The following is a 24,505-nucleotide window of genomic DNA, read 5'->3' on the forward strand; positions in this document are numbered from 1 at the left end:
CGCCACAAAAAGAAAAACCCCCGGGCGAAGGTCCGGGGGTCTTTCGGGATACTGCATTCCCCGGCTTGGCGCCGGGGAGGCCTTGCAAGGGAAGCGGGACTTAGAAGTCCATGCCGCCCATGCCGCCCATGCCACCCGGCATGGCCGGGGCAGCGGGCTTGTCTTCGGCCAGTTCGACCACGGCGGCTTCAGCCGTCAGCAGCAGGCTGGCGACGGAGGCAGCGTTTTGCAGGGCGGTGCGGGTCACCTTGGTGGGGTCCAGAACGCCTTGCTCGACCAGGTCGGTGTACTCGCCGGTTGCAGCGTTGTAGCCGTAGTTGCCCTTGCCGTTCAGCACGTTGCTGACCACGACGCTGGCTTCTTCGCCGGCGTTCGTGACGATGGTGCGCAGCGGCTCTTCCACAGCACGCAGGATCAGCTTGATACCGGCGTTCTGGTCAGGCGTGTCGCCCTTCAGGTCAGCGATGGCTTGCTTGGCGCGCAGCAGTGCAACACCGCCACCAGCCACAACGCCTTCTTCCACTGCAGCGCGGGTAGCGTGCAGGGCGTCTTCGACGCGAGCCTTCTTTTCCTTCATTTCGACTTCGGTGGCAGCGCCAACGCGAATCACGGCAACGCCGCCGGCCAGCTTGGCCACGCGTTCTTGCAGCTTTTCACGGTCGTAGTCGGACGTGGCTTCTTCGATCTGGATGCGAACTTGCTTGACGCGAGCTTCGATCGACTTGCTGTCGCCAGCGCCGTCGATGATCGTCGTGTTTTCCTTGCCCACTTCGATGCGCTTGGCTTGGCCCAGTTCAGCCAGGCCGGCCTTTTCCAGCGACATGCCGGTTTCTTCGGAGATCACGGTGCCGCCCGTCAGGATGGCGATGTCTTCCAGCATGGCCTTGCGGCGGTCGCCGAAGCCCGGAGCCTTGACGGCGGTGGTCTTCAGGATGCCACGGATGTTGTTCACAACCAGGGTGGCCAGCGCTTCGCCTTCGACGTCTTCTGCGATGATCAGCAGCGGACGGCTCGACTTGGCAACTTGCTCCAGCACGGGCAGCAGGTCACGGATGTTGCTGATCTTCTTGTCGAAAATCAGGACAAACGGATCTTCCAGCACGGCAACTTGCTTTTCCGGGCTGTTGATGAAGTAGGGCGACAGGTAGCCGCGGTCGAATTGCATACCTTCGACGACGTCCAGCTCGTTTTCCAGCGACTTGCCGTCTTCGACGGTGATGACGCCTTCCTTGCCAACCTTGTCCATCGCGTCAGCGATGATCTGGCCGATGGAGGAATCGCTGTTGGCCGAGATCGAGCCGACTTGAGCGATTTCCTTGCTGGTCGTGACCGGCTTGGATTGCTTCTTCAGTTCGGCGACGGCGGCGGCGACAGCCTTGTCGATACCGCGCTTCAGATCGATCGGGTTGAAACCGGCGGCAACGTACTTCAGGCCTTCCATGACGATGGCTTGAGCCAGCACGGTGGCGGTCGTGGTGCCGTCACCGGCGTTGTCGGAGGTCTTGGAAGCAACGTCCTTGACCAGTTGTGCGCCGATGTTCTCGAACTTGTCCTTCAGTTCGATTTCCTTGGCGACGGACACGCCGTCCTTGGTCACGGTCGGGGCGCCGAACGAGCGCTCCAGCACGACGTTGCGACCCTTGGGGCCCAGGGTGGTCTTAACAGCGTTGGCGAGAACATTCACGCCACGGACGATGCGCACGCGGGCGTCGTCACCGAACAATACTTGCTTGGCAGCCATTTCTTAGCTTCCTTCGAAAATTCGTTTGAGGCGGGGTTTACTGAACCACGGCGAGGATTTCGTCCTCGCGGATGACGAGCAGTTCTTCGCCATCAACCTTCACGGACTGGCCGGCGTACTTGCCGAACAGAACCTTGTCGCCAGCCTTCAGGTCGACCGGCAGAATCTTGCCGTCTTCGGTCTTCTTGCCGGGGCCGACGGCCACGACTTCGCCTTGATCAGGCTTTTCTGCGGCGCTGTCGGGGATGACGATGCCCGAGGCAGTCTTGCGCTCGTTTTCGAGGCGTTTGACGATCACGCGATCGCCCAGGGGACGCAAGGCCATGAGGAACTCCTGTTTGCTTAAAAAGTGAATGATCAGTTAGCCCCGGGAGGGCTGTTAGCACTCACCGGTGTCGAGTGCTAATTATAGGGATGATGTTCCGGGGTTCAAGGGGGGGAGGCTGCGCTGTTACATATTTGGGTGGGTGGGCCGATAGCGGCGTATCGGGGACGCACCCCGTGTCGAAATTCATCTAACTCGGGATTTACGTCATCCAGTTTGGGAATCGATAATTTTCGATATACAAGCGCTGGCACGGCCTCCAGCCCGATTTCACCCCTGAAGGTCCGATTTCCTGAGTCACCACAGTAGGGCGATCCGCCGTTCTCCGCGGTATGGTGCCTTTGCCTGCGGCTAGCACTGCGACGTGTCAAACGACGCCCGCCAGTACCTGCTTTGGCCGTGTACGCCAAATACTGCTGCCAAACCACGGTCGCTCTCTACCTGGTCTGCTATTGGACGACGGGCCGCTTCCGACCCATTACGGCCATTGGTCTAGATAGTTTGATCGGCTGCAATGCAGCGATAGTGGACCTAGCCTGCGGAACAGTTCGGGACAGCCATCTGAGCCGGCTTGAGTTAGTTGCTAGCCGCCGAACACGTTCCGATGCCTGTACGCCTACGGCACGGTAAACCAGTCGCGGCTAGGCAAACCAAGTGCAACACGTTCTCCAACTGAGGGGGGGAGTGGCGACACTGCTCACACCTCATCCGGCAAGAAAGGGTTGCAAACATGGGACATCTTTGCAGCGGCCAAGCTATATCGTCTGGACTGCTGGTCCCAGAAGGCTCGTGCCGACTTTAGAGAGTGCCGTCAAGTAGGTCCAGCATCAGGCAGATGTGATGTTCTAGCTGCAGAACCTTGTTGGTACCGAGTCCGGGGAAATGGCTCGCTGCGACGTGATTGGCGTACCCGTCTAGCGCGAAATTTGTGCCGAATTCCTTGGGGCGGGTCTTCGCAGCCTTCACGAGCTTGCGGGCGGCCTGGAGGAACTTGTCTTCGGTGCTCCCGACATCCTTGTCGGTGTCGTCAGACACGAAGTGCTCAATCCATACGTCGCTGGACTTGTGCTTGTAGATGGCGTGAATCGCTACGGCCGCAGGCTGACCGCCACCTGGCGTGAATGCCGAGCCAATGGCTGCATAGTCGCCGAACCCCACCCACGAGGGTTTGAACGTCTTGTACCGGTCGGTGAAGAGTTCAGCGCCGTCGTAGTCGGAGTTGCGGTCCAACTTATTGAAATAATCGCGGATGTCAACCCGCCTGGCAGACGGCAGGAGCGTCTGCTGAGCTACGGTCATCTTCTCGTTCAACACGATGTGGAAACGCACGTTCGCATCGGCGGCAAGCGTCTTTAGCTCAGCGTCAGTCAAGGCCGGGCTTGAGTAGGCTAGTGCGACTTTTCGCCCGGCAAAGCGCTTGAGGAAGGACGAAACATGGGCGAGCGTCGTAGTCGAGACGCATCGGAAAGTCGGCAAGATGGAATCGTGCTCATCAACGACCTCCAGGACCTCTTTAAGCCATGCTTTTGCCTCGTCCTTGGGCTTCAACTCATGCTTGTCTGGGTTGAGGATGACTGCCAATGTTTGACCGGCCTTGCCGAACTCCTTGATGCATCTAGCAAGGTCTGAGCTATTGCGCTTGACCGGCTCTATCACCGGCACCAGAGCCTCGAGCGACCTATGGTCGTCCAGCATGGCGCGCAAGGCTAGGAATTCGGAACGACGCCCATAGACAAACGGGAAATACATGACACCTCCCCCAATCTCGTATCCGTTACGAAATCTAATAATTAGGAGGTAAATGTAATGGGACTAAATGGATTCGGCAAGGGCATCCAAAAGGCGCTGTCGCTTAGGTCGTGAAAGCGGCGTCTCGTACGCCAATACGCGAAGGCTCTGCGGCAGGGAGGAAACGAACGCCACCGAATCTTCGTCAGTCGTGCGCGCACGCATGGTGGAGACGAGTACCTTGTGCGCTTGCGGACTAGTCAGGCGGCAGAAGAGCTGCTCGTAGTGCTGATGGAGACGCCCATTGGGCATCGCTGGCTGAGGCCCGAAGTGTTTGTGAACCGCGTCCATGTACTCTTGACGGCGCAGCATGCGGAAGACGACCGCGGTTTCAACGCGAGAAATGTCACGGACGGACTTACGCACCTCTCGGAGGCTGCCCTTGTCGGTAAGGCAAAGGATGCCCACACGTTCGTCGACCAATGATGCGTAGCGCCGGGCGAGGTCTGGATGTGTCACCACGTAGACGCTATCGAAGGCTCGAAGATACGCAGGTGTTTGCGTGTTCAATCGTCGATGGCTGTCGTATTCGGTCTTGACCTCGTAGGCCGTCGAAGTTCCGTTGAAAACAGCCACATCGATGATGGAACCAGCGACGCCGAGCTCGATGCTCATGCTGGAGGTGCGAGGGCTATGCCTGCCGAAGACAATGCGGTTGGCAATGGCCGCCTTGTACACGTACTCGCAGCGGAATTCCTGTCCCAGTTCAGCAAGCGATGCATCGAACAGATCCGCTACGGAGGCGTCGTGCTTGGCTGTCCGCACACCTAGCCCCGCGAGTCGCTTCGCGACGTGCTTCGCCGTTCCCCGCCGTGCGATGTCATCAAGCACAGGTCGGGAGAAGATGCGGGCAATTAGGCGGGAGCGTTCGGTTTCGGTCATGGAGAAGGGTGGTGTCGCTCAGGATCCAATGTGAGAGCGACCGCTTAAACGCGCCACCAAACCTCGCGGCGCAGCCGCAGAGTGTAGCTTTTAATGGGGAAGCCCGCGACTGCTCGGTGGCCCAAGGAGGTTGTGGGGCGAGGCTCTAAAGCAGGGGCGCTTGCCAACCTTTTGACTGGTGAAATCCCCTAGGACGGAATGACTGCTACCAGCCTGAAGCGGGCACTCAGCCAAACTTTCCAGTGACCGCTCCAGGCCGCTGGCAGACGTTCGTCAACCGCGTCTAGCTCACAGCCGTTGTAGGGTAGGGCAGGCGCACTGGCATGGGGGCCTCGAGATGTGATGGTCCCAATCATCACCCAAGTTCAATGAACTTTCTGGGGAAGAATGCGATGTTCAATGAACCACTGCGGCCAAAGTGAATGAACCAAATTTCGCTAAGTCCATGATTTACAACATGCCGAGTTTCCACCTTCAATGAACCTCGCCATGGAGGTCCAGTTTCGTGTGTCACGCCTAGGGTGATGTCGCTTTAAACCGGCCCTCATCGATGTAGCGCTTGAACACCTGCCACGGGTTCAAGGCATGCGAGAGCCAACGTTGCACAACTTTTCGACAAACGGGAAAATCGACCGCTTGGCCCACCCTATCCGTGGCCGCAGACTATTCAGGAGTGAAGGACGTGCGCAACCCCGTTCTCGCGGCAATACCGACCGGCATCATCGAAGGCCGGTGCCGGCAAAGCGCTCAAGGCAAACACGCGATCCTGCATGCTGTAATCTGCGCGGTCCTCGCCAGCGCTCCTTTCCTGCAAATCGACGCCGCCTATGCCGCCGGCTTCGACTGCAAGGCCGCGAAAACCCATGTCGAACATCTCATCTGCGCCGAACCATCGTTGTCCAAGCTGGACGATCAGGTGAAGGAGCTTTACGACAAGATTCAGGCCGAAACCGCTGGCCGTGACGGTGAAAGCGGTGAATGGCGCGATCCTGTAGCGAAAGAGCAGACGCAATGGCGCACCACCGTGCGCGACCGTTGCCCCGACGCCGCCTGCCTGAAGTCCGCCTACGTGGACCGCATCGCTGCCGTGAAAAAGAACTGGGCAGAGGCGCTGCGCGCCGCAGGCAAGTAATACGCGAAGCCCTCCGGGGGGGGCGAATTTTGCTATTTAAAAGCATCCTGTGGGGGCCGAAGTAAAAGGGAGCCGCCCTGTGTCCGATCGCCGGTTCGATGGCGCTGCAGTGATCTCACCAGGCCGAGATCGAAGCCGCAGGGCGGCTTGCCGATATCGCAAACTTCCAAGCTAAGTGACGCTTTCACAGCAAAATCTCAACTTAGGTGATCACCCGATCCCAATGCCAGAGATTGAAGGCTTCTAACCCGTTGAATACGCTGCCGTCCTGGTTTCCTATTTCGCGCAGTTCTCCACCAGAAAGGCCTCCACCCCGGACTCCATACCGGCACCGCACGAAATCCGGAGGGGCTGATCAAGCTTGTTTTCTCTTCAATACTGATACCGCATCGTCAGCATGACGCTGCGCGGCTGGCCGTAGTAGTTCTGGCGCGAGCCGCCGCCGAGTTTTTCGTAGTAGACGCGGTCGAAGACGTTGTCGACGGTGAGGGTGGCGTCGAAATGCCTGTTGTAGCGGTAGCCGACCTGGGCTGAGAGGGTGGTGTAGCTGCCCTGATCCCAGCGGACATTGCCGGTTTGCTGGTAGAAGCCGCTGTTGTAGCGCACGCCCGCGCCGACCGAGAAGCCTTGCAACTCGGGTTGGCTGAAGTGGTAGCGGGTCCAGAGGTTGATGGCATGGCGCGGGGTGATCTGGCTGTATGCCATGCCCTGGGTGGCTGCGGGGGCCTCAAGGTATTTGGTGTTGGTGTACGCGTAGCCGGCGGTGATTTCCCAGCCGGGCAGCGGGGAGCCGCTGACTTCGGTTTCGAAGCCCTGGCTGCGCACTTTGCCCGCGGCGATGGAGAAGAGCGGGTTGTCCGGGTCGGTCATGGCGCGGTTGCGGTCCACGATCTGGAACAAGGCGGCGTGGGTGTTCAGGCGGCCGTCGAGCAATTCGCCTTTAAGGCCAGTTTCCACCTGACGGCCGGTGCGCGGCTGGAGGGTGGAGCCTTGGGCGTTGGTGGCCGTCTGGGGCTGGAAGATGTCGGTATAGCTGACGTAGGCCGACCATTGGGGGGTCAGATCGAAGATGAGGCCGGCGTAGGGCGAGGTGCGCGCGTCGATGCGGTCGACATTCTGGCTGAAGTCGCCGAAGTACACGTTGTCGCTGCGGGCGTCGTTTTTCCACCAGGCCAGGCGCGCGCCGACGACGAGCTTGAGCGGGTCGGCCAGCTGCAGGTTGGCGCGCGTGTAAAGGCCGAATTCGCTGACACGCCCGTCGCTGCCGTTGACCTGCTCCATGTCCGGCTTGGGCATGTTGGTGATGGGCTGATAGATGTTGGTCGGGAAGATCGAGCCACCCCCATAGGTGAAGTTCTTGTGGGTGTAGCTGTAATCGGCGCCGATCAGCAGCGAGTGTTCGCGCCCGAAGGCCTGGAAGGGCTGGTTCAGGTTGAGGTCGGCGCCGGTTGTTTTCCAGTGGTTGCGGTAGGACCAGGCGATCAGGTTGGTGTTGCCGGTGGCGGGGTCGACAGCGCGGTTGGGCCAGGTGAAGTCGCGCACGGGGGTGTCGGTGTCGCGATGAAAGACGCCGGCCTTCACGCGGCCGCCGCCATCCAGGCGATGCTCGAGGTCGGCGAAGAGTTCGGTGGTTTCTTCTTCGATGCGGTTCCAGTCGGCGCTCAGGTTGGTGGAGCGCCGCACGTCGAGCAGGCCGCCGTCGGCGTAGGCCGGCAGGCCGAAGGCAGGGGTGGCGCGCATGCGCTGGTGGGTGATGCCGGCGGCAACGGTGGTGCGGGACGTCAGGTCGGCTTCGACGATGCCGTAAAGGGTCGGGCGCTGCGACTCGACGCGGTCGACGAAGGAACCGCGGTCTTCGTAGGCGGCGATGAAGCGGCCGCGCACCTTGCCTTCGCTGTCGAATGGGGTGCTCAGGTCGGCGACGGCGCGGTAGTAGTCCCACGACCCGACGCTGGCTTGGGCGCTGAAGGCGAAATCTTGCAGGGGCCGCTTGCGCACCAGGTTGATCGAGCCGCCGGGTTCGCCGGTGCCTTGGTAGATGCCAGCGGGGCCGCGCAGGACTTCGATGCGGTCGTAGATGGCCAGGTCGAAGCCCGGCGACAGGTTGCCTGCGCCAGCCGGGGTGGACAGGCCATCGACCTGGAGTTTGTCCAACGAGTAGCCGCGCGAGATGAAGCCCGACATGCCGCCGCCGGTGCTGAGCGTTTCGACGGTGACGCCGGTGACGTTGCGCATGGCGTCGCCCAGGCTGTTGAGGTTCTGGTCGTCAAGCTGCTGGCGCGTGATCACGGACACCGATTGCGGGATGTCTTTCAGGCGCTGCAAGCCCTTGCCGATCGTGACGGCTTCGGAGGCGTAGGAGCCGGTGCCTTCGCTGGTGGCGCGCTCCGCCATGCCGGTGACGGTCACCGGAGCGAGTTCGGTGACGTTGGACTCGCGCTGCAGGGCATAGCCCCCGGCGCCATCGGACACCACACGAAAACCACTGCCGGCCAGCAGGCGATCGAAGCCTTCCTGCACACCGTAGTTGCCGCTCAGTCCGGGGCTTTGGCGGCCGGCAAGCTGGGCCTGGTCGAACACCAGTTGCACGCCCGCGGCCGCTGCGTAGCTGGCGAGTACCGAGCTCAAGGGGCCGGCGGCGATGGCGACCGGGCGGGCCTGTGCGATGGCCGGCAGGGCCACGGCGCCGGCCACCAGGGCGCCGCATAGCGCCGACAACATCCAAAGCTTGCGCGGGCCCAACCCGGCGTGATTGCGTGCAGTCACTCTTTCGTCCTTTCAGTCATCTGGGGAAATTCGCCCGCCGAAGCGGTGTCAATTCCCTAGCCGCACGAGAAGGAAAAAGTGCTCATGTCCGACAAATTTTTTTTTACGTGGGGCCGACCGTTACCCAATAGGCGCTGACGCGCCGCACCTTGACCGGCAGTCGCGCGGCCAGCGCACGCAGGGCTGCGTCGGTGTCGCGGACCGAAAGCGCGCCCGACAGGCGCAGGCCGGCGACCTCGGGGTCGCAACGCAGCACGCCGGGACGGTAGCGGCCCAGCTCGGCCACCACATCGGCCAGACGCTCGTCGCGCACCACCAGCATGCCTTGCCGCCAGGCGGTATCGTCGTCATTGGCGGGCAGGGGCAGGTCGATGCCCGCCTCGGTAAATCGGGCGGATTGGCCGGCCTCCAGCCGCAGCGGCTGACCATGACGCGGGCGGATTTCGACGGCATGCTCGAACACGGCAGCTTTGCAGGCGTGCTCGTTCAAGCGCACGCTGAAGCGCGTGCCCAGGGCCTGGACGTCGCCGTGCGGCGTTTGCACGAGCAGTGGCCGGGCCGCGTCCTTGCCGGTGGTCAGCAGCAGTTCACCGGCCACGAGGACAAGCCGGCGCTCAGTGGCCGTGAAACGCACATCCACGGCGCTGCCCGTATTGAGCACGACGCGCGTGCCATCGTCCAGCACCCAATCGCGCTGTTCGCCCGTCGCCGTGCGCAGGTCGGCCGTCCAGACCGGAGCTTGCCGCCAGGTGATCCAGCCGGCCGGCAAGAGCAGCCCGCCCGTGATCAGGGCGCGCACGACCGAGCGGCGTCCGCGCGAACGCAGGACGTCGTGGCCGATGCTGGCAGGAACGCGATCGAAATGGTCCAGCACCCGTTCGGCGCGCGCCCAGGCCTGCGCGTGCGCGTCGCTCTGGGCCAGCCACCGCGCGAAAGCCTCGCGGGTATCGGCATCGGGGGTGTCGTAGCGCAGACGAATTACCCAGTCGGCCGCCGCGTCCAGCAGCGCGCGGTCCATCGCGCCATCGGCGGCGCTCATGTCGCGACCGCCATGCATGCCGTCAGCGCCTTGTGCAGATGGCGGCGCACGGTGATAAGCGGCTTGCCGGTGCGCGCGACGATCTCGGCCAGCGTCAGGCCCTCGAGCTGAGCCAGCAGGAAGATATCGCGCGTGACGGCGGGTAGCCGGCTCAGCATGGCGTCGATCTCGATCAGGGTCTGGATGATGATGAGGCCGGTCTCGGGCGACGGCGCCTGCGGCTCCGGCAAGTGGGCCACCGCTTCCAGGTAGGCCTCCCGCACGGCGCGGCGCCGCCAGTGGTCCACCAGCAGGCCCTTGGCGATATGGGTGATGAGGGCGCGCGGCTCCTCGCGCAACACCGTGCCCTGACGGCCGGCCATCAGGCGCACGAACGTGTCCTGCGCCAGGTCGGCCGCATCGCTGGCGTCGCCGACCTTTCCGCACAGCCACCCCCGCAGCCAGCCGTGATGGCGGCGGTACAGGGTTTCGATCGCAGGGAGGGTGAGCGGGTCGGGCGTGGACAAGATGCCCGCAAGTCTAACTAATAAGAATGAGAAAGACTATCAATGCGATTGTGGTGCGGCGTCTGTGCAACATTGCTCGCTAAGTTTTTGACTGAGTGGCCGTAGCGGTTCCACGGCCAATGACGCGTCGACTGCTGGCGTCCCACCATTTGAGATTCCAAGCCCGATCCTCTGTCGCCCGGCGTCTTCTCCGCTTGATAGCCCTGTGGATGCTGCTCCAGAATGAACACGTGTCCATTTTGAGTTGGACCGTGATCGGAATCGGGAGACTCCATGTATATCAGCGAGCAACTGCTCAACCCGGACGAGCGCCGACTGCGCTTGTCGACTCAACTAGGCGTGCAAAGCGTCGTTCTGGACAACCGTGGCACAGAGTTGGTGTCCGCACGCGGCGGCGTCAGTGAATGGGACGCGGGCAAGCTGACCCAATATCGGAAATGGGTTGAAGGGTTCGGCCTGAAGCTGGATGTGTTTGCGCTGGACGTCGGCTCGATTCTTTTGGATTCGATGGTCGACCTGGATAGCGCCAAGCGGCAGCGGGCCACCCTGGCCGCCAATATTCAAAAGGCGGCCGATGCAGGCATCACTTGCCTCAAGTACAACGTTCAGATGGTTGGCATCACGCGCACGGGTCTGAAGCCGGGACGCGGCGGCGCGCAGAATTCAGGGTTTGTTTACGCCGAATATTCTTCTGATGACGATCGCAGGCATTCGTACTGGGGCGTCGGGTATCCCAGTAATCAAGAAGAGGGGGGATCGGCGTCGGCGCTGCTATGCGGCCAGAAGATGGCGCGCGACGTGCCGCCGGTCACCGAGCGGGCGGGCTGGGATGCCATCGAGTTTCTGGTTGAAGGCTTGGTGCCCGCGGCCGACAGGGCCGGCGTGCGGCTGGCGTGCCACCCGCATGATCCGGCGTATCCCATTGGGGGGCTCAATGGAATTGAGCACGTGATGGGGTCGGCCGACGGGATACGCCGCTTCCTGGCCTTGTCCCCAAGCAAGAACCATGGACTCAACTTCTGCCAAGGGACGGTCGCCGAAATGTTCAAGGAACCGGCGGCCCATATGATTCCCGTGATCGAGGAGTTCGCCTCCACGGGCCGTATCTTCATGGTGCACTTTCGCAATATCCGCGGCGGCTATCTCGACTTTCAAGAGGTCTTTCCCGACGAGGGGGATGTCGACATGCTGGAGGCCGTCAAGGCCTACCGCAGGGGCGGATACTCCGGGCCATTGTGCCCCGATCACGTGCCTGTTTCTGACATCGACGAAGGGCGCGAGCGGTTCATGGCGTTCGCGCTGGGCTACACGCGCGGCCTGTTGCAGGCGGCCGGCGTGTGGTCGGCGCCTGGGCGTTAAGCCGCGATGGCCGAATCCAACGCGCTGCGCAGCCAGCGGTGGCTCGCGAATGACGATTTCCGCACCTTCAATCACCGTAGCCGCTTCATGCAAATGGGCTACGAAAGAAAAGATTGGGAAGGCAAACCTATCGTCGCCATCATCAACAGCTGGTCGGAGTTCAACCCCTGCCACATGCATTTCCGGCAGCGGGTTGACGATGTCAAACGCGGCGTCTTGCAGGAGGGCGGCTTTCCGTTGGAGATGCCTGCCATGTCGCTGAACGACGCGCTCGTCAAGCCGTCGGCGCTGCTCTACCGCAACATGATGGCGATGGAAGTCGAGGAGATGATCCGGTGCTATCCCGTGGATGCCGTGGTGCTGATGGGCGGTTGCGACAAAACCACGCCAGCCATGCTGCTTGGGGCGATCAGCGCTGGCGTGCCCGCCATCTTTTTGCCTGCGGGGCCGATGCTGCGCGGCCATTCACGCGGCAAGACGCTGGGGTCGGGATCGGACGCGTTCAAATTCTGGGATGAACGGCGCGCTGGCCTCATTTCCGAGGCGGAGTGGGACGGCATCATCAGCGGCATTGCGCGCAGCCCTGGCACTTGCATGACGATGGGAACGGCCAGCACGATGACCGCCATTGCCGAAGCATTGGGCATGTCGTTACCCGGCGCTTCCAGCATTCCGGCCGTGGACGCGGCTCACCAGCGCATGGCGGCAGAGACGGGCCGGCGCATCGTCGCCATGGCGCACGAGGACCTGCACCCGGGCAGGATATTGACCCGCGAAGCCTTTCTGAACGCCATCACGGTCGCCATGGCGATGGGCTGTTCAACCAACGCCATCATCCACCTCATCGCGATGGCGCGTCGTGCCGGCCAGAGACAGGTGGGGCTGGATGATTTTGACCAGATCAGCCGCCAGGTGCCGGTCATTGCGAATATCCGGCCCAATGGAGACAGCCCGTATTTGATGGAAGATTTTTACTTTGCGGGCGGCTTGCCGGCGTTGATGTCGCGCCTGGGCGCGCACCTGCATACAAGCGCAGCAACCGTCACGGGCCAGAGCCTGCACGCTAATCTTTCGACGGCGCAGGTTTGCAACGACGACGTGATCCGTCCGCTGGAGCGGCCCGTGTATCCAGAGGGCGCGCTGGCGGTGCTTCGCGGCAACCTTGCGCCGGATGGGTGCGTGATCAAACCCAGCGCCATGAGCGCGAAGTTTCTGAATCACCGCGGCCCCGCGTTGGTGTACGACGATTACCCCAGCCTCAAGCGGATGCTGGACGACCCGGATGCGGACGTGACGGAAAACCATGTGATTGTGCTTCGTAATGCGGGTCCCAAAGGCGGCCCCGGCATGCCCGAATGGGGCATGATTCCCGTGCCGCTGAAACTGGTCAGGCAAGGTGTGCGAGACATGCTGCGCATCAGCGACGCACGTATGAGCGGCACCAGCTATGGCGCATGTGTGCTGCACGTCGCGCCCGAGGCCTATGTGGGCGGTGCGCTGGCATTCGTGCAGACCGGCGACATCATCGCCGTTGACGTGCCCGCGCGTCATATCCGGCTGGAAGTCAGTGACGAAGAGTTGGCACGGCGGCGGGCGCAGTGGCAGGCGCCGCAAGCCCGCTTCAGCCGAGGCTACGGCAGGATGTTCACTGACCATATTCAGCAAGCCGATCAAGGCTGTGACATGGATTTCCTGCTGACGCAGGACGGTGAGCACGCGCGCGAGCCGGATATTTTTTGAATTCTGCTTGCTCAATTCCATAGTCTGAGACAAAGCCGCCCGATCGCCTGCGCACGCGCTTGAGCGGCAGCAGGCGCCGGTTCACACTCTGAGCCGAGCACCGGGTGCGGTCCTGCGCGGTGTGCATTACTTGGCAATGCGCACGGCCCGCCTCAACAAAAATAATCTGGAGACGTTGTCATGTTGCGTGCGCGCCAGCGCTATTTAATCTTGGCTTTGATCACGATCGTGCTTGCATTTAGCACGGGTGATCGGGCGACGTTGTCGGTCGCCGGTTCTGGCATGTCAAAGGAACTGGGGCTGACGCCGGTACAGATGGGGTGGTTGTTCTCGTCCTTCGCCTGGGCCTATGTGCTGGCCCATATTCCCGCAGGTTGGCTGGTCGACAAACTAGGCGCCAAGCGCACCGTGCTGGGCGGCCTGGTGCTGTGGTCGGCGTGCACGATGTTCATGGGCGCGGCCGGGTGGTTCGCTTCCGCATTTGCCGCGTTGCTGGTGTTGCGTTTCTTGCTGGGCACATTTGAAGCGCCAGTCGGCCCAGCCTCGGGGCGCGTGATTGCGGCATGGTTTCCGTCGCAGGAACGCGGTGTGGCTGGCGCCATATTCAACAGTGCGCAGTACCTGTCGTTGGCCCTGTTCACACCGTTGATGGGATGGTTGGACCATCAGTTCGGCTGGGAACATGTGTTTTCGGTGATGGGGGCGCTGGGGCTGTTGCTGGCGCTTCTGTGGTGGCGGACCTATCAGGTCCCTTCCGAACACCCCAAGCTCACTGCCGAAGAATTGGAGCTGATGCGCAGCGGGGGCGCATTGGTCGACTTGCCGGCGCGCGGCACCGAGCCATCCGACGACGCAAAGACCCCGGCCGACGGGGATGGGTCCGCGCCAGCCGCGCCCAACCTGCTTGACCTGTTTCGCAGCCGGATGCTGTCTGGCATTTTCCTCGCGCAATACTGCATCACCGCGATCACCTGGTTCTTTGTGTCGTGGTTTCCGACGTATCTCGTCAAAGAGCGGGGCATGAGTATTCTGACGGCAGGGTTTGTTGCATCCTTGCCCGCCATTGCGGGTTGCGTGGGCGGCGTCCTGACGGGATTCGTGTCGGACTGGCTGCTCAAGCGCACGCAGTCCCTGACGATTGCGCGCAAGGTGCCCATCACGATAGGCCTGTTGCTGTCATCGGTCATGATTGGCTGCAACTACGTCGATACCGATTGGATCGTTGTGGCGCTGATGTCGTTGGCGTTCTTCGGCAAGGGGTTCGGTTCGTTGGGCTGGACGGTGGTAGCCGATACCGCTCCCAGGTCGATGATTGGCCTGACGGGCGGGGTATTCAACGCCATTGGCAACACGGCGGGCATCACCACGCCTGTCGTCATCGGCTACATCTTGGCCACCACGGGTTCGTTTCATCAGGCGTTGGTGTTTGTGGGTTTGCATGGCGTCGTGGCCGTGGCCAGCTATTGGCTGCTGGTCGGACGCATTGAACGCTTTGAGCCTGAACGCCCCGCGCCCGCGTTAACCGAGGCGCGGCCCCGGCCAGCCAATCCGTGACCGTGCGTTGAGGATCACGCGCTGTCGCGAACAACAAGCGTGAACCCCATGTCATGCACGCGCGCGGCATCATCAGACGCGCCGCGCAAACGGCGCGCCAGCAATTCGCCCGCATACTCGCCCAGCGCGCGTGACTCAATTCTGATGGTCGTCAACGCCGGGACGCTGGCGGCCGCCACGGGCAGATCTGAAAACCCGGCCACGGCAATCTGTTCGGGTACTCGCCAGCCGTGATTTCTGGCCGCCAGCAGCGCGCCTAGCGCCAGCGTGTCGTTGCTGCAGAACACGCCATCCATGGCGGGATGCGCGTGCACCAACGCCTCCAGTCCACGCGCGCCATCATGGATGCCGGATGGGGGCGTGACGAGGTGTGCATGCACGGCTTGAACGCCTGCCGCGCTTGCGGCCTCCCGGAATCCTTGTAAGCGCAGCGCGGAGCGGTATTCGTCTGCGCCGATAAATCCCAGGTTCCGGCAGCCGCGGCCGATAAGATGGCGTGCGACGGCTGTGCCCGCATCAGCGTTGGAAAAGCCCACTACGGTGTCAATGGGCGCATCGACCAGATCCCAGCATTCAATGACCGGTATCCCCGCGCGTTGCAGCGTTGCATGTACGGCCGGCAGATGCTGCGTGCCGGTCAATACGATTGCGTCGACGCGGCGGCCGATAAAGGCATCCACCAGACGTTCCTCTTCGGTCTCGCTATAACGGGTCTGCCCCAGCAACAGCTGATAGCCGGCTGCCGCCAGCCGAACGGACAAGCCGTCCATCGTATCGGCGAACCACGCGTTGGACAGGGTGGGAACCAGCGCGCCGACAATGCGCGAACGGCGCGACGCCAGCGTGCCGGCATTCAGATTGGGCACAAAACCCAAGCGGGCGATCGCGGCCAGGACGGCGTCACGCGTTTTGGGAGCGACGCTGTCGGGCGCATTGATCACGCGCGAGACCGTGACACGCGCCACTCCGGCTTCGCGGGCGACGTCAGCCATCTGGACGCGGGTTGGGGCGCGCGTCATGTGCTGCTCCTTTCAATGATCTCGAAGCCCAGATCGGCGCTGGTGGCCTCAAGCGCAACGCTGCTCAAGCGAGCGAGCAACATTTTTCCGGCCTGTTCGCCCATCTCGGCGCGGCGGATACGCACGGTAGACAGGGCAGGGCATGCCGCCCTGGAGATCGGCAAATCTCCAAAACCCATGATTGCCAGGCGGTCCGGGACACGTAGCCCGTGTCGCTGACAAGCAAACAGCAAACCCGCCGCCAACAGATCGTTGTTGCAGAAGACCGCCGTGATGTCGGGACGGCGCTCCAGCATTCGATCCAGGCACGGTCCTGCGGCGTCGACCTGCACCGGAGGCGGGACAAATGCGGCTTCGACGTCGGGCAAGCCTGCGGCCAGCACTTCGGCTCGATAGCCTTGCAGCCGTTGCCGCGAACGCGCCTCGTCCGCGCCGATGAAGGCCAGCGCCCGATGGCCTCGGGCCAAGAGATGGCGTGCGGCGGCGCGGCCTGCGCCCACATTGGAAAACCCCACGGCCATATCGATAAGCGTCGTCTGTCCGGGGCCGGGCAGGCCCCAGGTTTGTACGACCGGCACATTGGCGCGTTGCAGTTTCAGCCGTAACGCCTTGGGTTGTGAGAATCCCGTCAGCACCAGTCCGTCAACGCGGCGGCCAAGAAAGGTATCCACAAGCGACGCTTCCGCTTGCTTGCTGTAGCCGCTTTGGCCAAGCAGCAGTTGATACCCGTCTTTGGCCAGCGTTTGCGTCAACGCTTCAATGGTTTCGGCGAAGACCAGATTGGAAATGGTGGGAACGATGGCGGCAACGATGCGCGAACGGTTTGACGCCAGGCTGCCCGCCATCAGGTTGGGCACATAGCCCAGCAGGTCGATGGCGCGGCGCACCGCCGCCAGCGTATCGCGCGACACCTTTTCTGGTGTGTTCAATGCCCGGGAAACGGTGACCAGCGAGACGCCCGCTTCCCGGGCGACATCGCTCATGCGCGCATTGCTGGGCGCAGACACGGAAGGTTGAGCGGGCCTTGCAACGGAGGGCATGGTTCAGCGCAAGTCGGAAGTAGGCCGGAGAGGTCAACCGCACGGATTAAGTCAGGCGTAGTGCGCCAGAAATTCCAAAGTGTGGGACGCGCGGCGGTGTCGAAAAAAGGGGTGGATTGCCAATTCCTGGCGCGCGTTCACAATGAAAGCGCTTCCATGATTCTATACGGAACGCACCCATAAAAAGCGGCGACGACCGCACAGGAGACAAAGCATGAGCCGTAGATCCCTATTCTTTGCGCTATGCGTGGTGGCCAGCATGGTGACGCTGCCTGGCGCCGTGCGGGCGCAAGCTGACTACCCGTCGCGCCCCGTGAAAATTGTCGTCCCCTTTCCTGCCGGCGGCACCAGCGATTTGATGGGCCGCTTGATCGCCGATGTGCTTGGCCGCGAGCTCAAGCAGGCCTTTGTTGTCGAGAACAAGGGAGGAGCCGGCGGCGCGATCGGCACCGAGCAGGTGGCGCGTGCGCAGGCGGACGGCTATACGTTGTTGCTGTCGGGGATAGGCAGTAACGCCATCATCCACGGCTTCACGCCCAAACCGCCTTACGACTCGAATCGTGATTTCGTCCATATTTCGCAACTGGCGGCGGGGCCGAATGTGCTGGTCGTGAACCCAGCCTTTTCGGCGAAGACCTTTCAGGAATTCATCGCCTGGGTCAAAGCCCATCCTGGAAAATTTGACTACGGCCAGGTCAATGCGTCATCGGGCCACGTCACGACCGAATATTTGAAACAGGTGGCGGGCCTGGACATGGTGGGCATTCCTTATAAGGGCGGCGCACCGGCCTTGAATGATGTGCTGGCGGGCCAGATTCCCGGCATGTTCACCAACCAGGATGCGGTGCTGCCGCACGTGAAAGCCGGCAAGTTGCGGGCATTGGCTGTGACCAGTATCGAACGCAATCCCCTTTACCCCGATGTGCCGACCGTAGCCGAGTCGGGCTATCCGGGATTCAGCGCCGTGTCGTGGACGGGGTTGTCCGCGCCCAAAGGCACGCCTGCCGCCGTCGTTGCAAAGCTGGAGGCGGCAATGATCAAAGGCTTCTCTGACCCGGCGGCGCGAGCCAAGCTCGAAGCCAGCGGCTTCGTCGTGGTGGCGTCCGGTTCAACGGACTACCGCCGCTTTGTGCAGGAAGAAATCGCTCGTTGGGAGCAAGTCGTGCAGAAGGCGGGCATCAAGCTCAACTGAGCACGCCCCATTGTTTGTTTTTTATCTACCCGGAATTGATCAAATGAAAGCTGTCCAATCCAACATCGTGTCCTATGCCAAGGCGGACGCCAATGCCCGCACTGCGGCCGAGAGTGGCGACCGTATCGAATGGATCAAGGTGTCGCTGGTGTATCTGCCTTTGGCGACGCCTGTCAGTGACGCCAAAGTGCTGACGGGGCGGCAGAAGCCGCTGACAGAAATCGCCTTCATCTTTGCCGAGATCCGGACGCGTGACGGCCATGAGGGAATTGGCTTCGGCTATTCGAAGCGCGCCGGCGGGCCGGGCATGTACGCGCACGCCAAGGAAATCGCGCCCAATCTGTTGGGCGAAGACCCCAGCGATATTTCCAAGCTGTTCACCAAGCTGCTGTGGGCGGGCGCGTCGATGGGCCGCAGCGGCCTGACGACGCAGGCGATTGCGCCCTTTGATATTGCGCTGTGGGATCTGAAGGCCAAGCGCGCGGGGCTGCCGCTTGCCAAGCTGTTGGGCGCCCATCGCGATTCGGTGCAGTGCTACAACACGTCGGGCGGATACCTGCATACGCCGCTGGACCAAGTGCTGAAGAACGTGCAGATTTCGCGCGAAAGCGGCATCGGCGGCATCAAGCTCAAGGTAGGGCAGCCGGATCTGGCCATCGATGTCCAGCGCGTGGGAGAGGTGCGCAAGCTGTTGGGTAATGATTTCCCCCTGATGGTCGACGCCAATCAGCAATGGGATCGCCAGAAGGCGACGCGCGCTTGCCGCGCCTTTGAGGATTTTGACCTGACCTGGATCGAAGAGCCGCTGGACGCATATGACTTCGAAGGTCATGCGCAACTGGCGAACCGTTTCGATACCGCCATCGCCACGGGAGAAATGCTGACCAGCGCTGGTGAACACGCGCAACTGATCCTGGCGGAAGGCAGTGATTTCATTCAACCGGATGCGCCGCGCGTGGGCGGCATCACGCCGTTCCTGGAGATCATGGCGCTGGGCGCGTTCAAAGGCCGCAAGCTGGCTCCGCATTTCGCCATGGAAATTCACTTGCATCTGGCGGCTGCGTATCCGATCGAACCGTGGCTTGAGCACTTCGAGTGGCTGGGCCCGATGTTCAATGAACAAATGCATTTGAAGGACGGCCGCATGTATGTGTCGGATCGTCCCGGGCTGGGATTTTCGCTGAGTGATCAGGCCATTGCCTGGCGCGCGGGCTTCGAAGAGTTCGGCAAGCGTCCCTGAGGTTAGCCACCACATACCGTTATAAAAAAAGCGCGTCAGTCTTCAGGACTGACGCGCTTTTTGCTGCGTGCGCGCTTAGCCTTGCGTCAACTCGCCATCCACAAGCCGCCAGAGCTTGAGCGGATTGTCCGCAAGCAGTTCAGCGGGCAATAGCGCTTCTGGCATGTCCTGATAGCACACGGGCCGCAAGAAGCGGTCGATGGCCTGCGCGCCGACTGACGTGACCATCGCATTCGTCGTAGCGGGGTAGGGGCCACCGTGAACCATCGCGTGGCAGACTTCCACGCCCGTCGGAAAGCCGTTGGCCAGGATGCGGCCCGCCTTGCGTTCCAGCACCGGCAGCAACGTGCGCGCCATCGGGAGGTCGGCATCGTCCAGCAACAGCGTGGCGGTCAGTTGGCCCTCCAGGTGTTCGGCCAGCCGGCGCAAAGCGTCCTCATCCTTAACGCGAATCAGCAACGAGGCCGGGCCGAAGACCTCGGCCTGTAGCGCTTCATCGGCCAACAGATGCTCGGCGTCGCTGAGGTACAGCGCGGCCTGCGCTGCATTCGGTCTGCCATCGGCGGGCAGGCCTTGCGCCAACGTTGAAACGCCGCCGGCCGCTTGCAATGCGGCCTTGCCCGAGCAATACGCGTCGTGGATACCGGGTGTCAGCATGGTCTGAGCGGGCTTGCCGCTTAGCGCCTGCGCGGCCGAGGCGATGAACGCGTCCAGGCCCGGACCCTCAATCGCCAACACCAGGCCAGGATTTGTGCAGAACTGGCCGGCGCCCAGCGTGAGCGAATCGGCGAACGCGTTGCCCAGCGCTTCAGGGCGATGGGCCAAGGCGCCCGGCAACAGAAAGACCGGGTTGACGCTGCTCATTTCGGCATAGACCGGAATCGGTTCTGCGCGTTGCTGGGCGATGCGCTCAAGCGCCAGACCGCCTTGGCGTGATCCGGTGAACCCGACCGCTTTGATGGCCGGATGCGCCACCAGCGCTTCGCCCAAGGTTCGGCCTGAACCGATCAGCAGTGAAAACACGCCTTCATGCAGTCCCAGGCTGCTCACTGCTTGTTGAATGGCGCGGCCAACGAGTTCCGAGGTGCCCAAATGAGCCGAGTGGGCTTTGACGATGACGGGGCAGCCCGCCGCCAGTGCGCTTGCCGTGTCGCCGCCCGCCACGGAGAAGGCCAGCGGAAAATTGCTGGCGCCGAAGACGGCCACCGGGCCCAGCGGCAGCTTGGCCATGCGCAGGTCACTACGCGGCAAGGGCTGGCGGTGCGGCAGGGCCGAGTCCAGCGTGGCGCGCAGGAAGTGCCCTTGGCGGACGACGCCCGCAAAGAGGCGGAGCTGGCCAACCGTGCGGCCGCGCTCTCCCTGCAGCCGCGCCACGGGCAAACCCGTTTCCGCATGGGCGCGTTCAATCAGCGCATCGCCCAGCGCCTCGATCTGGCTGGCGATGGCCTCGAGCAACGCGGCGCGCGTTGCCAAGGGTTGTTTGCGGTAGGCGTCAAAGGCTTGCGCGGCCAGCTTGGCTGCGCGATCCACATGCGACGCGCCGCCCAAGCCAAACGCCGGCTCGTCGATCGCCTGATTGGTTGCCGGATTGATGGCATGGGCGACGCCTTGGTCGCCCCGTACGCCAGAAGCGCCAATGAGCATGCTTCCAGACAGTTTCATATTGCAGTCTCGCAAGGTAATTCGCCTTTTTTTCTACACCGTGTAGTCCACCGCAGCCCACTCGAAGTACGGCTTCAGGTCGGCCACCAGCGCAACATGCAGCGGATGGAACAGGTAAGCATCCAGTTCGGTTGCGTTATCGACTTCGGATTCCAGGACGTAGTCCCAGCTGATGGGGCGCGTCAGCTCGTTGGCCGCAACCCGCCAAAACCGTATCGCCGGAATGTCGGCGCCCAAGGCGGTCATGCGGGCAGCCAGGCGGGCTTCAAGCGCGGTATCGCGCTGCACGTCAGGCCGCCTGCGAAACAAGACGATATGCCGGATCATGCCTTTGCCTTCGTTGCGCTTTGCAGGTGATAGCCGCGCTCGGCGTAGTCGAACGCGACGAGCTCATTGATGCGGGTGGAGGGGTCGGCGGGCGATGCGTAGTAGGCGCGAATCTCAGAGATTTTTCCCGTCTCGGGATCAAAGTCATACCATTCGGCGCCGCGTAGCGCCGTGCCGCTTTTGTTCTTCCAGTGCGTCCATTCGATCATGGCTTCGGGCGTGTTGTGGCTGACGATGAGGCGTTCGATCGTCCATTGCGAACCCAGCGTCTCGACACACCACACCCATTTTTTGGCGATGGTGTCGGCGGTGCGCCACGGCACTTCCGGCAGGCCGGCGGGAAAGTAGTGCACCGCGTCGGGGGTAAAGCAGTCGACCAGCGCGTCATAGTCGGCGGCATTGCAGGCGTCGAAATAGCGGCGGATCAACGCAGCGTGGTCTTCGGGGGTGAACGTTCTGCTCATGAATGCTCCTGAATGTGGCTTGGTCAACGGCTGCCCGCGGGCTTGGCCGCGGGGATCGTCGGCCGTCCGTCCGCAACCCATTGCTTGAATTGCGCGCGCGTGGCCTCGCTGGGCGGATACAGGCCCCACAGCGGCTCGCCCGCTTGCACGCGCAGGGCCAGATACGCTTCGATGTCGTCGCGCTTTTCGCACAGGTCGGCCATCTCTTCTGCCAGGTGCGCGGGAATGACGGTGATGTTGTCGCCGTCACCATGGATCACGTCGCCCGGGTAGATGGCCACCCCGGCGCAGCCAATGGGCACTTGCAGGTCGGCGACGTGGTGATAGCTCAGCCGCGTGGTCGCCGTGACGCCCGTGCTCCAGATGGGAAAGTCCATCTGGCTTAATTCTGTGCCATCACGGAAGGTGCCGTCCGTGATCACGCCGCGGGCGCCGCGCATCATCATCCGCGTGATCAGCATGTTGCCCATGGAAGCGGCGCGGCCGTCTTTATTGCTGTCGATGACCAGCACATGGCCGGGCTCGATCTGCTCTACACCGACCCATTGCAGGTTGTCCGCCGAGGGCGACGTCGTCAGGTTGCCGTAGACATCCACGTCTTCGCGCGCGGGAATGAAACGCATGGTGTACGCCCGGCCGGCGAAGGGTTTGACCTTTTTATTCAGCGGCGTCAGCCCGTGCAGGACGGGCTGACGCAGGCCTTTGATGTACAGCTGTGTGGTGAGAGAGCCGCTGGTGGCGCGGGCCAGGCGATCCAGCACCGAGTCGGGGACATAGGGCGCCGGCGCGCGCTGGGGGATGACGGCCAAGGGAGGGGGATTGGAGACGCTCATGATGCGTGGCTGTTGCTCTGAATGAAGAGAAATGGGCGGTTTGTCCCAAATGGTGGAACGTTCCGGGATGAATGTCCGCGCCGGCTTCGGGGGGCATCCGTTCATGAAATGGTATTGAAGTTGTCTCGAACTTAATATGGAGTGCAGCAGCATCCAGACGCCGAACTCGGCGCTTTTTTCCACATATTGAGACGCGCCCCGATGACAGCAAATACTGGTGATGGAACTGGCTCTTTGGAGAAGGCCATCGATATGCTCGAGGCGGTGGGTGCGGCAGCCGATGGGCTGAGCCAAACGGATCTGGCCGCGCAGTTGTCTTTGCCAAGAACCACCACGTACCGCTTGCTGGCAACGCTAGTCGCGCGTGGCATGTTGCGCCGCGATCCGTTGCGCAAGGTCTACCGCTTGGGTTTCCGTTGTTTTGAAATGGCGCGCCAGGCCTACACGATGCCCGATCTGGCTGCGGCGGCGGCGTTGGAAATGCGTGGCTTGCGTGACCTGACGGGAGAGACCTGCTATCTGGCCACATTGGACGGGCTTGAAGTTATTTCGCTGGAACGCTGCGATGGCGCGCACAGCGTTCGATCGGCGGCGGTCTTGGGACAGCGCAAGCCCGTGCATTGCACGAGCCAGGGCAAAGCCATCCTGTCTGCCATGGAGGCGCCGGCTCGCGAGGACATCGTCCGCGACGTGACCCTGAAATCCTTCACACCGCATACCATCACCGACCGCCGGCGCTTGAATGCGGAATTGAAGATCACCGCCGCCCGAGGCTATGCCATCGATGATGAGGAGATCGTGCTGGGTGTGCGCTGCGTGGGCGCGCCCATTGTGGACGCAGCGGGAGTGGTGCGCGGGGCGATCAGCGTGGCGGGGCCGGCCTATCGGCTGACGCGCGCGCGCGTGGAGCTGCTGGGACCCGAAGTGGCGCAGGCTGCCCGGCGCGTGGGCGCGCAACTTGAAACCGTAAAGCCGGCCGCGGACGAGACCGCGGCAGTGGCAATTGCCGGTCCCTGGGCCTTTCATGGCGCACATCCGCAATGGAGTTCGGATCGCAAGTGCTTGTACTGGGCGGATGTGCTGGCGCCCTCCGTGCGGCGGCTTGACATGACTTGCCGGCCAGCGCGCGATGACTTGGCGTATCGGCTGGACAGTCCGATCAAAGCATTGCTTGTCGAGCCCGATGGCATGTGGGTGGCGGGCGGCAACAGCGCCGTGCTTATCAAGCGTGATGGCGCGATTGAGCCGCTGGCCGCCTGGCCCGGCGCGAACCTGCTGGCCATGTGCCCGGGCGGCAATGCGGGCGAAGCTTGGGCCGCGCTGGAACAGGACGAGGGAGCAGGCTGCGTCGTGGGCGTGATCACGTTGTCGAATGGGCGGTTTGAACCGCATTGGCCCATTGCCGAGCCCGTGCAGGCCTTGCAATGGTGCGCGAAAGAAGGCGAGCTCTACGCCGTCACGCCAGAGTCGGGCGCCATCCTGATTCTGCAACCCGGCCACGATAGTGTGAGGCGCTTGGCCAGCATGCCCAAAGGGTCTGGTCTGCTCAGCGGGCTGGCCCTGGATATCAATGGCGGCATCTGGACGGCGCTTTGCGACGGTTGGAGCGTTGTGCGATTCACGCGCGATGGGGTGCTGGATCGGGTGGTGGGTTTGCCAGTGCCATGTCCGACCGACCTGGTGGCGGACGGTGCGCGCATGATCGTGACGACTGCGAGGCAGCCCGTTGCGCTGGATACCTTGGCCAAGGCGCCCTTGTCGGGCTGTCTGTTCGAATTCCCGCTATAGGCCACGCTCCGCAAAAAGGTCCGCCATTCCGGGGCGAACCACGCTTTGGTATGACCTTTCCGGTCGGTTCCGCATACCAAGAGATAACTGGTTGACGGCTTGATTCAG

Annotated in this window: 20 protein-coding genes; 7 read left to right on the top strand and 13 right to left on the bottom strand. The window is 62.5% G+C overall.

The features are described 5' to 3' along the window. Positions 1-100: 100 nt before the first annotated feature. The 4 genes from groL to ACFZAI_RS04160 all read right to left on the bottom strand — a co-directional run bounded on the left by groL (position 101) and on the right by ACFZAI_RS04160 (position 4,736). Positions 101-1,741, bottom strand: coding sequence for a chaperonin GroEL (gene groL, locus ACFZAI_RS04145; RefSeq protein WP_006227642.1), 1,641 nt, complete (start codon positions 1,739-1,741; stop codon positions 101-103). Between the two features lie 37 nt (positions 1,742-1,778). Continuing rightward, the gene (groES, locus tag ACFZAI_RS04150; protein WP_006221616.1) at positions 1,779-2,066 is read right to left on the bottom strand and encodes a co-chaperone GroES; all 288 of its coding nucleotides are present in this window, start codon (positions 2,064-2,066) and stop codon (positions 1,779-1,781) included. 798 nt (positions 2,067-2,864) lie between these two features. Continuing rightward, positions 2,865-3,815: a sce7725 family protein gene (locus tag ACFZAI_RS04155; protein WP_346551456.1), complete on the bottom strand. Its 951-nt coding sequence runs from the start codon at positions 3,813-3,815 to the stop codon at positions 2,865-2,867. Between the two features lie 63 nt (positions 3,816-3,878). Then, positions 3,879-4,736, bottom strand: a complete 858-nt coding sequence (locus ACFZAI_RS04160) for a sce7726 family protein (RefSeq protein ID WP_391565712.1) — start codon at positions 4,734-4,736, stop codon at positions 3,879-3,881. 682 nt (positions 4,737-5,418) lie between these two features. On the opposite strand from ACFZAI_RS04160, the gene ACFZAI_RS04165 reads away from it, so the two are divergent. Next, positions 5,419-5,868, top strand: a complete 450-nt coding sequence (locus ACFZAI_RS04165) for a lysozyme inhibitor LprI family protein (RefSeq protein ID WP_391565713.1) — start codon at positions 5,419-5,421, stop codon at positions 5,866-5,868. Positions 5,869-6,240: 372 nt separating this feature from the next. Here ACFZAI_RS04165 and ACFZAI_RS04170 read toward each other — a convergent pair whose 3' ends face one another. From ACFZAI_RS04170 to ACFZAI_RS04180, 3 genes are all read right to left on the bottom strand, one after another. Next, positions 6,241-8,634, bottom strand: coding sequence for a TonB-dependent siderophore receptor (locus ACFZAI_RS04170; RefSeq protein WP_391565714.1), 2,394 nt, complete (start codon positions 8,632-8,634; stop codon positions 6,241-6,243). 103 nt (positions 8,635-8,737) lie between these two features. Next, the gene (locus ACFZAI_RS04175; RefSeq protein ID WP_391565715.1) at positions 8,738-9,673 is read right to left on the bottom strand and encodes a FecR domain-containing protein; all 936 of its coding nucleotides are present in this window, start codon (positions 9,671-9,673) and stop codon (positions 8,738-8,740) included. Then, positions 9,670-10,179 carry a sigma-70 family RNA polymerase sigma factor gene (locus ACFZAI_RS04180; protein ID WP_391565716.1) on the bottom strand — a complete coding sequence of 170 codons (510 nt, stop codon included), beginning with the start codon at positions 10,177-10,179 and terminating at the stop codon, positions 9,670-9,672. The genes ACFZAI_RS04175 and ACFZAI_RS04180 overlap by 4 nt, the downstream gene beginning before the upstream one ends. 273 nt (positions 10,180-10,452) lie before the next feature. On the opposite strand from ACFZAI_RS04180, the gene ACFZAI_RS04185 reads away from it, so the two are divergent. From ACFZAI_RS04185 to ACFZAI_RS04195, 3 genes are all read left to right on the top strand, one after another. Further along, on the top strand, positions 10,453-11,538 hold the full coding sequence (locus tag ACFZAI_RS04185; protein ID WP_391565717.1) for a mannonate dehydratase: 1,086 nt from the start codon (positions 10,453-10,455) through the stop codon (positions 11,536-11,538). Positions 11,539-11,544: 6 nt separating this feature from the next. Beyond that, positions 11,545-13,278 carry an L-arabinonate dehydratase gene (gene araD, locus ACFZAI_RS04190; RefSeq protein WP_391565718.1) on the top strand — a complete coding sequence of 578 codons (1,734 nt, stop codon included), beginning with the start codon at positions 11,545-11,547 and terminating at the stop codon, positions 13,276-13,278. Between the two features lie 180 nt (positions 13,279-13,458). Further along, on the top strand, positions 13,459-14,832 hold the full coding sequence (locus tag ACFZAI_RS04195) for an MFS transporter (RefSeq protein ID WP_391565719.1): 1,374 nt from the start codon (positions 13,459-13,461) through the stop codon (positions 14,830-14,832). A gap of 14 nt (positions 14,833-14,846) precedes the next feature. On the opposite strand, the gene ACFZAI_RS04200 is transcribed toward ACFZAI_RS04195, so the two are convergent. Continuing rightward, complete coding sequence (locus tag ACFZAI_RS04200) at positions 14,847-15,851, bottom strand: LacI family DNA-binding transcriptional regulator (RefSeq protein ID WP_391565720.1); 1,005 nt, start codon at positions 15,849-15,851, stop codon at positions 14,847-14,849. Continuing rightward, positions 15,848-16,834 (bottom strand): LacI family DNA-binding transcriptional regulator, encoded by a 987-nt coding sequence (locus ACFZAI_RS04205; RefSeq protein WP_391565721.1) that lies wholly within the window; start codon positions 16,832-16,834, stop codon positions 15,848-15,850. The genes ACFZAI_RS04200 and ACFZAI_RS04205 overlap by 4 nt, the downstream gene beginning before the upstream one ends. Before the next feature lie 271 nt (positions 16,835-17,105). Between ACFZAI_RS04205 and ACFZAI_RS04210 the strand changes: the two genes are divergently transcribed. After that, a complete protein-coding gene (locus tag ACFZAI_RS04210) occupies positions 17,106-18,083 on the top strand; it encodes a Bug family tripartite tricarboxylate transporter substrate binding protein (RefSeq protein ID WP_391565722.1) in 978 nt (325 codons plus the stop codon). Positions 18,084-18,126: 43 nt separating this feature from the next. Continuing rightward, on the top strand, positions 18,127-19,323 hold the full coding sequence (locus ACFZAI_RS04215; RefSeq protein WP_391565723.1) for a mandelate racemase/muconate lactonizing enzyme family protein: 1,197 nt from the start codon (positions 18,127-18,129) through the stop codon (positions 19,321-19,323). 75 nt (positions 19,324-19,398) lie between these two features. On the opposite strand, the gene ACFZAI_RS04220 is transcribed toward ACFZAI_RS04215, so the two are convergent. The 4 genes from ACFZAI_RS04220 to ACFZAI_RS04235 are packed head-to-tail and all read right to left on the bottom strand — an operon-like array spanning position 19,399 to position 22,609. Further along, positions 19,399-20,985 carry an aldehyde dehydrogenase (NADP(+)) gene (locus ACFZAI_RS04220; RefSeq protein ID WP_391565724.1) on the bottom strand — a complete coding sequence of 529 codons (1,587 nt, stop codon included), beginning with the start codon at positions 20,983-20,985 and terminating at the stop codon, positions 19,399-19,401. 33 nt (positions 20,986-21,018) lie between these two features. Then, positions 21,019-21,312: a Dabb family protein gene (locus ACFZAI_RS04225; RefSeq protein WP_391565725.1), complete on the bottom strand. Its 294-nt coding sequence runs from the start codon at positions 21,310-21,312 to the stop codon at positions 21,019-21,021. Further along, complete coding sequence (locus ACFZAI_RS04230) at positions 21,309-21,776, bottom strand: nuclear transport factor 2 family protein (protein ID WP_391565726.1); 468 nt, start codon at positions 21,774-21,776, stop codon at positions 21,309-21,311. The genes ACFZAI_RS04225 and ACFZAI_RS04230 overlap by 4 nt, the downstream gene beginning before the upstream one ends. A gap of 23 nt (positions 21,777-21,799) precedes the next feature. Beyond that, complete coding sequence (locus ACFZAI_RS04235) at positions 21,800-22,609, bottom strand: ribonuclease activity regulator RraA (protein WP_391565727.1); 810 nt, start codon at positions 22,607-22,609, stop codon at positions 21,800-21,802. Between the two features lie 234 nt (positions 22,610-22,843). On the opposite strand from ACFZAI_RS04235, the gene ACFZAI_RS04240 reads away from it, so the two are divergent. Beyond that, positions 22,844-24,397 (top strand): IclR family transcriptional regulator C-terminal domain-containing protein, encoded by a 1,554-nt coding sequence (locus ACFZAI_RS04240; protein WP_391565728.1) that lies wholly within the window; start codon positions 22,844-22,846, stop codon positions 24,395-24,397. The last annotated feature ends 108 nt before the right edge of the window (positions 24,398-24,505 follow it).

Origin of the sequence: Achromobacter sp. NPDC008082 (genome assembly GCF_042957345.1) — a bacterium.
Lineage (GTDB): Bacteria > Pseudomonadota > Gammaproteobacteria > Burkholderiales > Burkholderiaceae_B > Achromobacter > Achromobacter kerstersii_A.

What these genes read in the sequence shown, in the direction of transcription:
- groL (WP_006227642.1), bottom strand. Translation starts at nt 1,741, where the DNA reads ATGGCTGCCAAGCAAGTATTGTTCGGTGACGACGCCCGCGTGCGCATC.
- groES (WP_006221616.1), bottom strand. Translation starts at nt 2,066, where the DNA reads ATGGCCTTGCGTCCCCTGGGCGATCGCGTGATCGTCAAACGCCTCGAA.
- ACFZAI_RS04155 (WP_346551456.1), bottom strand. Translation starts at nt 3,815, where the DNA reads ATGTATTTCCCGTTTGTCTATGGGCGTCGTTCCGAATTCCTAGCCTTG.
- ACFZAI_RS04160 (WP_391565712.1), bottom strand. Translation starts at nt 4,736, where the DNA reads ATGACCGAAACCGAACGCTCCCGCCTAATTGCCCGCATCTTCTCCCGA.
- ACFZAI_RS04175 (WP_391565715.1), bottom strand. Translation starts at nt 9,673, where the DNA reads ATGAGCGCCGCCGATGGCGCGATGGACCGCGCGCTGCTGGACGCGGCG.
- ACFZAI_RS04185 (WP_391565717.1), top strand. Translation starts at nt 10,453, where the DNA reads ATGTATATCAGCGAGCAACTGCTCAACCCGGACGAGCGCCGACTGCGC.
- araD (WP_391565718.1), top strand. Translation starts at nt 11,545, where the DNA reads ATGGCCGAATCCAACGCGCTGCGCAGCCAGCGGTGGCTCGCGAATGAC.
- ACFZAI_RS04195 (WP_391565719.1), top strand. Translation starts at nt 13,459, where the DNA reads ATGTTGCGTGCGCGCCAGCGCTATTTAATCTTGGCTTTGATCACGATC.
- ACFZAI_RS04200 (WP_391565720.1), bottom strand. Translation starts at nt 15,851, where the DNA reads ATGACGCGCGCCCCAACCCGCGTCCAGATGGCTGACGTCGCCCGCGAA.
- ACFZAI_RS04205 (WP_391565721.1), bottom strand. Translation starts at nt 16,834, where the DNA reads ATGAGCGATGTCGCCCGGGAAGCGGGCGTCTCGCTGGTCACCGTTTCC.
- ACFZAI_RS04210 (WP_391565722.1), top strand. Translation starts at nt 17,106, where the DNA reads ATGAGCCGTAGATCCCTATTCTTTGCGCTATGCGTGGTGGCCAGCATG.
- ACFZAI_RS04215 (WP_391565723.1), top strand. Translation starts at nt 18,127, where the DNA reads ATGAAAGCTGTCCAATCCAACATCGTGTCCTATGCCAAGGCGGACGCC.
- ACFZAI_RS04220 (WP_391565724.1), bottom strand. Translation starts at nt 20,985, where the DNA reads ATGAAACTGTCTGGAAGCATGCTCATTGGCGCTTCTGGCGTACGGGGC.
- ACFZAI_RS04225 (WP_391565725.1), bottom strand. Translation starts at nt 21,312, where the DNA reads ATGATCCGGCATATCGTCTTGTTTCGCAGGCGGCCTGACGTGCAGCGC.
- ACFZAI_RS04230 (WP_391565726.1), bottom strand. Translation starts at nt 21,776, where the DNA reads ATGAGCAGAACGTTCACCCCCGAAGACCACGCTGCGTTGATCCGCCGC.
- ACFZAI_RS04235 (WP_391565727.1), bottom strand. Translation starts at nt 22,609, where the DNA reads ATGAGCGTCTCCAATCCCCCTCCCTTGGCCGTCATCCCCCAGCGCGCG.